Source organism: Paraburkholderia sp. Ac-20340 (assembly GCF_017104965.1).
Taxonomy (GTDB): Bacteria; Pseudomonadota; Gammaproteobacteria; order Burkholderiales; family Burkholderiaceae; genus Paraburkholderia.
In genome coordinates, this window is record NZ_JAAGPR010000066.1 from 1 (window position 1) to 12111 (window position 12111).

8 protein-coding genes are annotated in these 12111 nt (G+C 68.5%); 1 reads left to right on the forward strand and 7 read right to left on the reverse strand.

Annotated elements, in window-relative coordinates; translation table 11 throughout:
* The 5 genes from G3N59_RS36515 to G3N59_RS37215 form a co-directional block, all read right to left on the reverse strand.
* Positions 1-1023: iron chelate uptake ABC transporter family permease subunit (locus G3N59_RS36515; RefSeq protein ID WP_205987865.1), on the reverse strand; the 1023-nt coding region annotated here is incomplete at its 3' end.
* Positions 1020-2000, reverse strand: a complete 981-nt coding sequence (locus tag G3N59_RS36520; protein ID WP_205987866.1) for an ABC transporter substrate-binding protein — start codon at positions 1998-2000, stop codon at positions 1020-1022. The genes G3N59_RS36515 and G3N59_RS36520, both read right to left, overlap by 4 nt.
* 1 nt (position 2001) lies before the next feature.
* Positions 2002-2871, reverse strand: a complete 870-nt coding sequence (locus G3N59_RS36525) for an ATP-binding cassette domain-containing protein (protein ID WP_205987871.1) — start codon at positions 2869-2871, stop codon at positions 2002-2004.
* Positions 2872-2910: 39 nt separating this feature from the next.
* Entirely contained in the window at positions 2911-5115 is a 2205-nt protein-coding gene (locus G3N59_RS36530; RefSeq protein WP_205987867.1) for a TonB-dependent siderophore receptor, read from the reverse strand.
* Positions 5116-5356: 241 nt separating this feature from the next.
* Entirely contained in the window at positions 5357-5617 is a 261-nt protein-coding gene (locus G3N59_RS37215; RefSeq protein ID WP_241024841.1) for a hypothetical protein, read from the reverse strand.
* Here G3N59_RS37215 and G3N59_RS36535 point away from each other — a divergent pair.
* On the forward strand, positions 5516-6259 hold the full coding sequence (locus G3N59_RS36535) for an AraC family transcriptional regulator (protein ID WP_346777990.1): 744 nt from the start codon (positions 5516-5518) through the stop codon (positions 6257-6259). The genes G3N59_RS37215 and G3N59_RS36535 overlap by 102 nt on opposite strands.
* Positions 6260-6302: 43 nt before the next feature.
* Here G3N59_RS36535 and G3N59_RS36540 read toward each other — a convergent pair whose 3' ends face one another.
* Positions 6303-11795, reverse strand: coding sequence for a non-ribosomal peptide synthetase (locus G3N59_RS36540; RefSeq protein WP_205987869.1), 5493 nt, complete (start codon positions 11793-11795; stop codon positions 6303-6305).
* A 4-nt stretch (positions 11796-11799) separates the two neighbouring features.
* Positions 11800-12111: phosphopantetheine-binding protein (locus G3N59_RS36545; RefSeq protein WP_205987870.1), on the reverse strand; the 312-nt coding region annotated here is incomplete at its 5' end.

The window sequence follows — 12111 nt, forward strand, 5'->3', positions numbered from 1 at the left end:
TCGCGCAAGCAGGATCAGCATGACGGGCGCGCCGTACAGGGCCGTCGCCGCGCCCGTGGGCAGCAGATCGCCCATCGCGCCGGAGAAGCGCTGCACGGCCTGATCGGCGAGCCAGAGAATCAGCGCGCCGCACAGCGGTGCGGCCACGAGGCGCTGCGACAGCTTGCGTGCGCCCGCCATGCGCGCGAGCGGCGGCGCCGCCAGGCCGATAAAGCCGATCACGCCCACCGCGCTCACCACGGCCGCGCTCAGCATCACGGCCAGCGCGAGCGCCAGCAGACGCATGCGGCGCAGCGACAGGCCGAGGCTGTGCGCGTTGGCATCGGCGAGACCGAACAGCGTCATCGGGCGCAGCAGCAGGAAGGCCAGCGCGCCGCCGATGGCGAGGCGCACGGCCAGCATCGTCGCGGCGCTCCAGTCCTGCTGCACCAGCGAGCCGCCGCCCCAGATGAAAAGTCCGCGCAGATACGGCGCGTAGAACATCTGCAAGGCCACGCCGATCGAGCCGCAGTAAAGCGTCACCACCATCCCGGCGACGGCCACGGGCACCGGCGCGAGACCGCTGCGCCACGCGAGGCCGAACACCAGCAGCGCGGCGATCAGCGCGCCGCCCAGTGCGATCCACGAACCGGCCGCACCGGCGAGCGCGGGCGCGGCGAGCGTGGCGATCGTCAGCGCCAGTTGCGCGCCTGCGGAGACGCCGAGCGTCATCGGTTCGGCGAGCGGATTGCGCAGCACCTGCTGGAAGATCGTGCCCGCTAGACCGAGGATCGCGCCGCACAGCCAGCTGACCACGAGACGCGGCAGCCAGCTGTCGTGCACGATGATCTGCTGGATATCGAGCGGCGCGCGCAGCGCCTGCGCCCATTGCGCGGCGGGCAGCAGCGCGCCGAGATTGGCGACGCTCAGCGCCAGCGCAATCGCCAGCACGGCAGTCAACAGCGCGGCCGTCAGCAGTGCGGGCAAGCGGTGCTGGGAGAGCGAACGAAGCGAACGAAGCGAAACGGAACGGGCGGTATTCATGAGCGTTGCGCGCCTGCGGTGGCGGTGGCGGCGGGAGCGGTCAGCGCATCGGCGAGCGCACCGGCGAAGCGGGCCGCCGAAGGCAGCATGCCGAAGCCCCAGAACGGCGGCAGCGCGGCCACGCGACGCGCGGCGACGGGCGGCAGGGCGCGCCACAGACGGTTATCGGCGAGTTGATGGTCGACGCCTGCGGGCAGCGGGTTGAAATAGAGCAGGCCGGCGTCGGGCACGTTCGCGAGCTGTTCGAGCCCGGCCACGCCGATCCCCCAGTAATCGGTCGCGCCATGCCAGGCGTTGCGCACGGCCATCGCGTCCATCACGTCCTGGAACAGGCTGCGCGCGCCGTAGACGCCCACATGGCGGCCATCGAAGAAGCGGATCAGATAAAGCGGATCGGCAGGACTGGGCGTGCCGGGCCGCGGTGTTTGTGTCCGGGCGTGAAGCAGCCGCGCGCGCGCCGTGTCGATCGCGCGCTGCGTGCCGTCGACCAGCGCCTGCGCCGCCGCTTCGCGCCCGCACAGCTTGCCGAGTTCCAGCGTGACCTCGCACGAGCGCCGATACGGCGAACCGGCATCGGTATAGATCGCGAACGCGCGCACCGGCGCGATGCGTTCGAGCATCTCGCGCTGCGATTCCTGGCTCGAATTGATCAGGATGAGATCGGGCGCGATCTGCTGCAGCAATTCGAGACTGGGCGCGAGCCGCAGGCCTACGTCGGGCACGCCCGCAGGGATGGCGGGCGCGACCACGCTCTCGTTGTAGCTGTCGGTTTCGGTGACGCCCGCGGGCGTGAAACCCATCGCGAGCAGGGTTTCGACGATGCCCCAGTCGAGCACCACGACGCGCGGCGCGCGCGCGGAGTTCGCCGGATTGGCCGGATTGGCCGCAAGCGCGCGCGGCATATCGAGCAAGGCGAAGGGCAGGGCGCTCGCCAGCGGCAGCAGCGCCGCGCGCCGCAGGAAGGTGCGTCGCTGCATGTCAGCGCGCGACCGCAAGGCGGCTTCCGTTATGTGGATGCGGCAGGATATCCATCGGAATCCCGTAAATCGATTCGAGCACGCGCGCGTCCATGATCTCGTCGGGCGTGCCGCACTGGAGCAGGCGGCCGCTGTGCAGCGCGATCATCTCGTCGCAGAAACGCGCCGCCAGATTCACGTCGTGCAGCACGATCACGACCGTGAGCGCGCGTTCGTCGGTGAGCGTGCGCAGCAGGCGCAGCACGTCGATCTGATGGGCGATGTCGAGCGCCGATGTCGGTTCGTCGAGCAGCAGGCAGGGCGCGGCCTGCGCCACCAGCATTGCCAGCCAGACGCGCTGACGCTCGCCGCCCGAGAGGTGATCGGCGAGCTGCGAGGCGAAACGCGCGGTATCGGTGAGGCGCAGGGCTTCGTCGATATGGGCGTGATCGTCGGCGCCCAGACGGCCCAGCGCGCCGTGCCACGGATAGCGGCCAAGCGCGACGAGTTCGCGCACGGTCATATCGGTGGCGGCGGGCGGGTTTTGCGGCAGGTACGCGACCTGCCGCGCGAAATCGCGCGTCGACCAGTCGGCCAGCGCCGTGCCATGCAGACGCGCGACGCCGCGCGTGCAGGCCTGCTGGCGCGCCAGCAGCTTGATCAGCGTGCTCTTGCCCGAGCCGTTATGACCGATCAGCGCGATCATGCGGCCGGCGGGCAGGCTCAGGTCGAGCGGTTGCAACAGGACACGGCCGTCCGCCTCGAACGCCGCGCCTTCCAGCTCGAACAAAGGCTGCGCGTTGCGCGCTGAGGAGGCAACGTGCGGCGCGGGCTGGGCGTCCCGCGCGGCTTGCGTCGTTGGGTTGGCTTCGGGCGAAACCGTCGATGTCATGTCAGTCAACACGCTCTTCCTTGAGACTTTCCTGCGGCTTTACCAGCGATAACGGGCGGTCGCGAGCACTTCCGCGCCGTCGGCATACGTACACGTCGACGAGCTGAAGCACGACGCGATGTACTGACGGTTCAGCAGGTTCTTGGCGTTGACCGAGAACAGCCAGTGACGGCCGGTGTCGTAGTGCACCGCGGCGTCGAGCAGGGTGACCGCGCCCACGTGGATCGTGTTCGATTGGTCGTAGCTGCCGCCGATGTAGCGCACGCCGCCGCCGAAGCCCAGACCGCGCAGCGGACCGCCGTGCAGCGTGTAGTCGAGCCACGCGGACGCCTGATGGCGCGGAATGCCCCACACGCTCTTGCCTTGCAGCGAGGTCGAGGTGCCGTCGACGGTGGTGGCCGTGTCGTTCGACTCGGTCGTGACGTCGTTCAGGTAGGTGTACGACAGCACGAGGTTCAGGTTGTCCGAGAGGCTTGCGTGACCTTCGAGTTCGAGGCCGCGCGCGCGCACTTCGCCCGCCTGCGTGTAGTAACCCGAGTGATCGAGGTCCGACGTCAGCACGTTTTGCTCGGTCAGGTTGAACAGCGACGCCGTGATGAAGCTGTTGTAGCCCGGCGGCTGATACTTCACGCCCACTTCGTACTGCTGCGCCGTGGTCGGCTTGGCCATGCCGCCGCCATAGAGTTCGCCGACCTGCGGATCGAACGACTTCGAGAAGCTCGCATACGGCGCGATGCCGTTGTCGAACAGATAGACGAGACCGGTGCGCCACGTGAACGCGCGCGCCGACTGCGAGGTGTAGCTCGACGTGACGGGGTTGTTGTCATCGGCATCGGCCCAGTCTTCGCGCGCGCCGATCAGGAAGCGCCACTTGCCGAACGCCATCTGGTCCTGCAGGTAGACGCCCAGCTGCTTCTGGCGGATGTGGTCGTAAGAGGTCTGCGACGGCATGGTGTTGTTGCCGTAGACCGGATCGAACACGTCGAGCGAGGGCGCGGCGAAGTTCGAACCCACGTCCTGACCGAAGATCACGCGCTGGAAATCCAGACCGCCGAGCACCGTATGCGAGACCGCGCCGGTGGCGAATTTCGCCTGCACCTGGTTGTCGATCGTGAAGACGTCGGCGTTCTCCTTGTTGTAGAACGAGTAACGGTTCAGCGTGGTGTTCGAGCCGGACGCGTAGGCGTACGGGAACACGTTCGCGAAGTCGTCCTTCACGTAGGTGTAGTGCGTGTTCTGGCGCACCGTCCAGGTGTCGTTGAAGCGATGCTCGAACTGGTAGCCCAGCGAGAACTGCGTGCGCGAGTGGTGATCGAAATCCGGGTCGCCCATGTTGGTGTGCGACGAGATCTTGCCGGCCGGATTGAACAGCACCGTGCCCTTGGCGGGCACGAAGTTGTAGTAGCCCACATCGGGGTCGCGCTGATACTTCGCGAGAATCGTCAGCGTGGTGTTTTCGTCCGGCTTCCACGTGATGGCCGGGGCGATGTAGACGCGCTCCTGGCGCGTGCCGCTCACCTGCGTGGTCGAGTCCAGACCCGTGCCGGTCACGCGGTAGGAGAGCTTGCCGTCCGAGGTCAGCGCGCCGCCCATATCGAAGCCCGCCTGCACGCGGTTATGGCTGCCGGTCGTGAAGAAGACTTCGTGGATCGGCGTGGTGGTCGGCTGCTTGCTGACCAGATTGGCCACGCCGCCAGGATTGGTCTGGCCGTAGAGCACCGAAGCCGGGCCGTGCAGGACGTCGATGCGTTCGAGACCGTACGGATCGAAGTTCGCGATGGCGTAGCCGAAGCTCGTGTCGCTCGGCAGGCGCGAGCCGTCGAGGAACTGCTCCATCAGGAAGCCGCGGCTGTAGAGGTAGGCCGCGCCCGACGTCGATGCGCCGCGCTGTTCCGATGTCACGCTGGCCGTATAGCGCAATGCTTCGGCCACCGACTGCGCGCCTTGCGCGGTCATCTGGTCGTTCGTGACCACCGACACCGACTGCGGCGTCTCGATCAGCGGCGTGTCGGTTTTGGTCGCCGACACCGCGGTGACCGGCACATAGCCGTCCGCCGTGCCGGTGGCGTGGTTCTCGCGGCTGCCCGTCACCTTGACCGTGGGCAACTGCGTGCCCGTGCCGGTCGTGGTGCTGCTGGCGGTGTTGTCGGAAGCGGTCTGCGCCTGAGCGGCATGGAAGCTACTCAGCAGACAGAACAGCAAGGCGTTGCTCAACGCGGTCGAAACGCGTACCCCGGTCTTCATGTGTGATCTACCCACTACTAGGTTGAATTACTGTTGTTGAATATGAATGAGAATGATTCGTACTTACATCGTGAAAGAAAACAACGCTCGCTCTTGGTGGCTTTAGATGGGCAAACTTTTGGGGGATACGACAGGTCAAGGCCACGCGAACGCGCGCCAAGAAGGCACTATAATCGGAGTCGCTGACTTTCGTCAGGACAACTTTGACGTCAAAAGGGACATTTTTGGCGTCATCGATGTATCAAACAACTAACTTGTCATTGACCAGGACATGGCCGCTCCCCGGCTCCAGACTTTTGGACAGAGCGCCGCTGCCAGAAAAGTGATCGCGCAGGCGATCAACTATACAGACGGCGCCCACGAAATTGCCCACATACACCATCGCGCGCAGCTGATCTATCTGGCTGGCGGCATCGTACGCGTGATCACACCACGGGGTTTGTGGACTCTCAAACCCGGCATGGCCTTGCTGATCGGAACGCAAATCGAGCACGAGTTGCATATGGTCGGCCAGGTTTCCATGCGCACGCTCTACATCGACCCGGACACGCTGCCGCCGCTCACCGGCGATTGCCGCGTGATCGCGCTCGACGATCTGCTGCGGGCGAGCATCCTCGGCATGTTCGACGCCCAGGGCAACGAAGCCCCCGAGACGCGGACGGCAGTGATTGTGCCCTTAATCTTGCATCTGTTGCACGAATTTTTGACGGCAGCGCCGGTTGCGGCGAGCAGCGGCGATAGCGAAGGCATCGACAACGTCGACAACGCCGACGCCGTCGATGGTGCCGATAACCCGCGCTTGCCGCTGCCCGAACATCCGCGACTGCGCGCGATCTGCGAAAGCCTGATCGCCGATGCCGCCAACGCCGACACGCTCGAACAATGGGCCGAGCGCTCCGGCGCGAGTGTGCGCACGATCGCGCGGCTGTTTCGCCAGCAGACCGGCATGAGCTTCGTGCAATGGCGCGAGCGCTTGCGGCTTGAAGATGCCTTGTCGAAGCTCTCGGTCGGCCAGGCGCCCGGCGAAGTCGCGCAGGCGCTCGGTTATGCCGATGTGCGCACCTTCACGGTGATGTTCCGGCGCGCGTTCGGCAGCACGCCGCAGCAGTTCCGCCAGAGCCTGAACAAGGCCCACGCGGGCTGACCGGACGCCGCTTCGGGCGCCCGGCCAGCCGTCGCCGACAGCCTCAGTCCAGCAAGGCCAGCAGGCTGTCCACCAGCATCGGGTGATGCATGATGCTGGTGTGGCCGGCGGGAATTTCCGCAAGCACGGTTTCGCGCGTACCGGTGCGCGCCGGCCAGTCGCGCGGCTTGCCGCTTTGCACCGATTCCGTCGACCACCACACCGTCAGCGGCGTGCTCAGGCGCGGCATGCGGAAGGTGTCGGCGAGCCTGCCGTGTTCGAGGATCACGTCGCAGGCGCGCTCGAACAGCGCACGCTCGGCGCGATGCACGCCATTCGCCGCGTGCTGCGCGATCCATTTGCGCAGCGCGCGCACTTCGGCTTCCACGTCGTCGTCGGCGTCGCGGTCGGGGAGTGCGTCGATCAGACCGGCCAGTTCGACCTGCTGGCCCGCGCGTTCGAACTGCTCGACCAGCGCCGTCACCACGCGCCCGCCAAACGACCAGCCCAGCAGCCGGTACGGCCCTTCGGGCTGCACCGCGCGGATGCGCGCCATGTAATCGGCGGCGAGATCGTCGAAGCTTTGCGCCTTCCACTGCGCGTCGGCGAGCAGCGGCGCCTGCAGGCCGAACAGCGTCGCGCGGCCATTGAGCGCCTTCGCCAGCGAGCGGTATTCGGCGACGAGTCCATGCCCCGCGTGAATGCAGAACACCGCGCGCGGCGCGCGCAGATCGTTGAGCGCGACGATGCCCGCAGGCAGTGGGCCAAAGCGCGATTCGTGTGAATCTTCGATATCGGCGTTGCTCGCACGGCGCGGCCCGGCGAGCGCGCCGAGCATCACTTCGAGCCGCGCGCGCTGCATCCACAGATCGAACACGGCGCGGTCGCGTTGTTCGGCTTCGGTCAGGGCCGCGGAGGCGCCTGCCGCGACCGGCGCTGGCGGAACCGGCGCAGCGTGAGCGGCAAGCGGCGTGTCATCGTCGATATCGATCAGCGCTTCCAGCGCGCGCTCGTAACGCGCGGCCAGCGCGGTCACCGTTGCGTCGGCGAGCACGCCCGGGCTGTAGCGCAGATTCACGCGCAACTGGCCATCCACGATCAACGCGCCGATGTCGAGCACGTGATCCATCGTGTCCGCATCGTCGGATTGCGCGCCCGAGCGCTCGCTCGCGAAGCCGAACGGACCGTCCGACGGCAGCGCCTGATCGAAGCGCCCGAGGTAGTTGAAGCGCAGCGCCGGCACCGGCAGCGCGGCCAGCGCGGCGCGGCTCGCGGCATCGCCGAAACGGCGCAGCGCGCCCCACGCGAATCCCTTGTCCGGCACCGCACGCAGCGTTTCGCGCACGGCGGCCAGCGCACGCGCGGGATCGTCGTGCCAGCCGAAAGCCAGCGGATACTGCGTCGTGAACCAGCCCACCGTGCGGCTCAGATCGACGCCATCGATCAGATCTTCGCGGCCATGGCCTTCCAGATCGATCAGCAGACGCGGCGCGCCGCTCCACGGGCCGAGCGTCTGCGCGAGCGCGGCCAGCAGCCGTTCTTCCGCGCCGCCGCGCTCGACCAGACGCTGCGTGGCCTGCGCGGACAGACGCACGCTCGCGACACGGCTCGCACTCACGCGGCGATCGATCTCGCCTGCGCCGTCATCCGGCCCGGCAAGCGGCACATGCGCCGATGCGCCGTGCAGATTGCGCTGCCACCACGCCAGTTGCCACAGCCGTTCGGACTGCTGCGCATACTCAGGCTGACGCGCGACCCACACGCTCCACGGCGTCGTGAGCGCGGGCAGCGCCGCGTCCGGGCGCTCGTAAAGCGCCTGCAATTCTTCGAGCAGCACGCGCCACGACACGCCATCCACGGCCAGGTGATGCACGACGATCAGCAGCCTGCGGGCCTCACCTGCTGCACCTGCTTCACCTGCTTCGAACGACGCCGCGCGCAGCAGCGGCCCATTTTCGAGGTCGAGGCTGCGATGCAGTGCGAGACCCGCATCGGCCATCTGCGTCTGCCAGTCGTGCGGATCGAGCGCGACGCTACGCAGCAGCGCGGCGTCCTCCTGCGGCGCGATGCGTTGATGCCAGTCGCGCGATTGCGCGTCGCGCCCGAAACGCAGACGCAGCGCATCGTGACGCGCCACCAGCGCGCGCAAGGCCGCATCCAGCCGCACCGGATCGAGCGCTTCGCGTGCGCTCAGCAATACGGCCTGATTCCAGTGCGCGAGACCTGCGGGATGCTTCTCGAAGAAGCCTGCCTGAATGGGCGTAAGCGGCTGGGCGTCGTGGCGTTCGGCGGCCTCGGTGCGGTGTTCCGCGCTGCTGTCGCGCGCCACCAAAGCCAGTTCGGCGATGGTCGGATGCGCGAAGATTTCCTTCGGCGTGAGCGCCAGACCGGCTTCTTTCGCGCGCGCGAGCAGTTGCAGGCTCAGGATCGAATCGCCGCCCGCCGCGAAGAAGTTGGTGGTCACGCTGCCGATCTCGCGTCCCAGCACCTGTTGCCAGATATCGCGCAAGGTGTGCTCGCGCGGCGTGCGCGGCGCGATCTGGTCGGCTTCGTGGCTGGCGGCATCGTCGGGTGCGGCGGGCAGCGCGCGGCGGTCGAGCTTGCCGTTGGCCATCACCGGCAGCGCGGCCAGCGCAACGAAACACGCGGGCACCATGAACGCAGGCAGACGCTCCGCAAGCGCCGCGCGCAAGGCGTCGAAGTTTTCATCGCCGATCACCGCCGCCACGACATACGCCACCAGCCGCGCCTGCTCGCCGCGCCGCTCCAGCACCACGGCCGCTTCGCGCACGCCGTCGCAGGCGCGCAGCGCCGCCTCGATTTCGCCGAGTTCGATGCGCTGGCCGCGCAGTTTCACCTGCTGGTCGAGCCGCCCGAGGAACTGGATCACGCCGTCTTCGCGCACGCGGCACAGATCGCCGCTGCGATAGAGCCGCGCGCCGGGGCGGCCGTGCGGATCGGGCACGAAGCGCTCGGCGGTCAGCGCGGCGCGGCCCGGATAGCCGCGCGCCACGCACGGCCCGGTGATGCACAACTCGCCTGCGCCGCCTTGCGGCATCGGGTTGCCGTCGGCGTCCAGCACCAGCGCGCCGCGTCCCGGATACGGCCGGCCGATCGGCACCACGGACTCGTCCGCATCGGCTTCGCCGGTCGCGTAGTGCAGCGCCGCGATGGCGGTTTCGGTCGGCCCGTAGAGATTGTCGAGCGCGACGTGGCGCAGCGGGCCGCGTTGCCAGTGCGCGAGCGCATCGGCGGGCAGCGCTTCGCCGCCCACGGTGATCTGGCGCAGCGCGGCCAGCGTCTGCGGCGCGGGCAGATTGCGCTGCCATTGCTGCCAGAGCGCCGTGGGAATGCGTGCGAACGTCACGCGCGCCTGTGCGAGCGCCGCGCTCAGGCTGTCGAGCGTCCACGGCTGCGGGCCGCGCATGCGCACCTGGCCGCCCGCGAGCAGGGCGGGCAGCAACTCGTGCAAGGCGACATCGAAATTGATCGTCGACGATTGCAGCATCGTGTCCTGCGCGCCGATGCGGTAGGCGTCGGCGAAATCGCGCAGATGCAGGCTCAGCGCCTCGTGATCGAGCGCCACGCCTTTCGCGCGTCCGGTCGATCCCGAGGTGTAGAGCACGTAGGCAAGCTGCTGCGGATGCACGGGTTCGTCCCAGCCCTGCGCGTCTTCGGCGTGAACCTGCGCGACGTCGATCTGCGTGAGGCCGTCGAACAGCGTGCCCACCTGCGCGCGGCTCGCCGCATCGATCACGACCGCGCCGATGCCCGCGTCTTCGACCATGTCGCGCAAACGCGCCGCCGGATAGTCGGGATCGAGCGGCACGTAGGCGCCGCCCGCTTTCCAGACCGCGAGCAGCGCGGCCGGCAGCGCAACCGAGCGCGCGAGACACACGCCCACGCGCACTTCCTGGCGCACGCCCGCGCGCTTGAGCTGGCGGCCGATGCGGTTGCTCCAGGCGTCGAGCTGGCCGTAGCTCAGCGTGGCGTCGTCGCCCAGCACGGCGGGCGCGTCGGGCTGCAAGGCCGCGCGCGCGGCGAAGCGCGGCGCGACCGCTTCGAATGCGTAATGCGCCCGCGCCTGCGAGCCCGCCGCCGGTTCCTCGAGCGCGAAATCGCCGGGACGCCGCGCCGGATCGGCGGCGAACTGCGCCAGCACGCCTGCGTAATCGCGCGCAAGGCGTTCGATGGTGGCCGCGTCGAACATGTCGCTCGCGTAGTTGAAAATCGCGCGCAGACCTTGCGGGCTGTCGATCACGTTGAGCGTGAGGTCGAAGCGCACCGCGCCCGCGTCGCTGTCGAGCGGCGTCACGCGCAGGCCGTCGAGATCGAGTTGCGTGGCGGCATCGGCGCGATCGAGATTGAACAGGGTCTGGAACAGCGGCGCGTGCGAGAGGTCGCGTTCCGTTTTCAGCAGATCGAGCAATTGCGCGAACGGCAGGTCGTCGTTCGATTGCGCGGCCAGCACGGTGTCGCGCAGCGTGCGCAGATGTTGCGCCGCGCTCTGCGCCGCCGACACGCGGCTGCGGATCACCAGCGTGTTGACGAACAGCCCCATGAGCGCGTGCGTTTCTTCGCGCTGACGGCCCGCAACGGGCACGCCCACCCACAGATCGGTCTCGCCGCAATAGCGGTAGAGCAGCAGGTTGAACGCGCTGAGCAGCGTCATGAACAGCGTGGCGTCGTGCTGGCGCGACAGGCCGTTGAGCGCGGCCGCCACCGAGGCGTCGATATCGAAGGCGTGGCGCGCGCCGCGTGCGTCGCGCACGGCCGGGCGCGGGCGGTCGGCGGGCAGCGCGAGCACGGGCGCGCTGCCCGCGAGTTGCGCGGTCCAGTAAGCGGCCTGTTTGTCGAGGCGCGCGCTGTCGACCCATTCGCGCTGCCACAGGGCGACATCGGCGTACTGGAGTTCGGGCGGCGTCGCGTCGAGCTTCGCGCCCGCCCGCGCCTGCGCATAGAGCGTCGTGAATTCGCGGATCAGAATGCCCATCGACCACGCGTCGGACGCAATGTGATGGATCACGATCTGCACGACGTAGCTGGCGTCGCCAGTGCGCAGCACGCTCACGCGCAACGGCGTTTCGGATTCCAGATCAAACGGGCGCGCGGCGTTGGCGAGCAGCGTCGCGCGCAGGTCGGAAGTGGCGTCGCGCAGATCGAGCCGTCGAGCGTGCGGCCCGGCGCCCGGCGCGCGCGCCTCCTGCCAGGCCACGCCGCCGGTTTCGCCGAACACCGTGCGCAGCACCGCATGGCGCGCGATCAGGGCGGCCAGCGCGGCGTCGAGCGCGGTATCGTCGAGCGCGCCGTCGATGCGCAGCGCACGCGCGATGTTGTAGGCGTGGCCATCGGGTTCGAGACGCCAGAGAAACCACAGGCGCTCCTGCGCCCAGGACAGCGGCAGGCGCGCGGGCCGCTGCGCGAGCGGCACCACCGGCAGGATCGAGCCGTCGATGCCGTGTTCGCGCAGCCGCGCCTTGAAGCGCGCGCGTTTGTCGGCGGGCAGCGCCGCGTAGCTGCGCGCGATCCCGAGATATTCGTTGTTGTCGCGTGTCATTCGTTTAATCCAGTTCGGCGAGCAGTCGTTTCATCACATCGCGGTCGTCGGCCGCTGCTTCCTGTTGTTGCGCGGCGGCGGCCTGCTCAGCCGCGTTGTCGCGCAGATGCTGGGCGAGCCGCGCCACCGTGCCGTGTGCGAGCACGGCGGCCAGCGCCACCGGCTGCGCGAGCACGCGGGTGAGGCGCGCGGCGATCTGCACGGCGAGCAGCGAGTGGCCGCCCAGCGCGTGAAAGTTGTCGTGCACGGACAGCGCGGGCGCGGCCAGCACGTCCTGCCAGACCGTGGCGATGGCCTGTTCGAGTTCGTCGCGCGG

Excerpts from the sequence above, each read along its gene's own strand:
- G3N59_RS36525 (WP_205987871.1), bottom strand. The coding sequence starts at position 2,871 with ATGACATCGACGGTTTCGCCCGAAGCCAACCCAACGACGCAAGCCGCG.
- G3N59_RS36530 (WP_205987867.1), bottom strand. The coding sequence starts at position 5,115 with ATGAAGACCGGGGTACGCGTTTCGACCGCGTTGAGCAACGCCTTGCTG.
- G3N59_RS36520 (WP_205987866.1), bottom strand. The coding sequence starts at position 2,000 with ATGCAGCGACGCACCTTCCTGCGGCGCGCGGCGCTGCTGCCGCTGGCG.
- G3N59_RS36540 (WP_205987869.1), bottom strand. The coding sequence starts at position 11,795 with ATGACACGCGACAACAACGAATATCTCGGGATCGCGCGCAGCTACGCG.
- G3N59_RS37215 (WP_241024841.1), bottom strand. The coding sequence starts at position 5,617 with ATGCAACTCGTGCTCGATTTGCGTTCCGATCAGCAAGGCCATGCCGGG.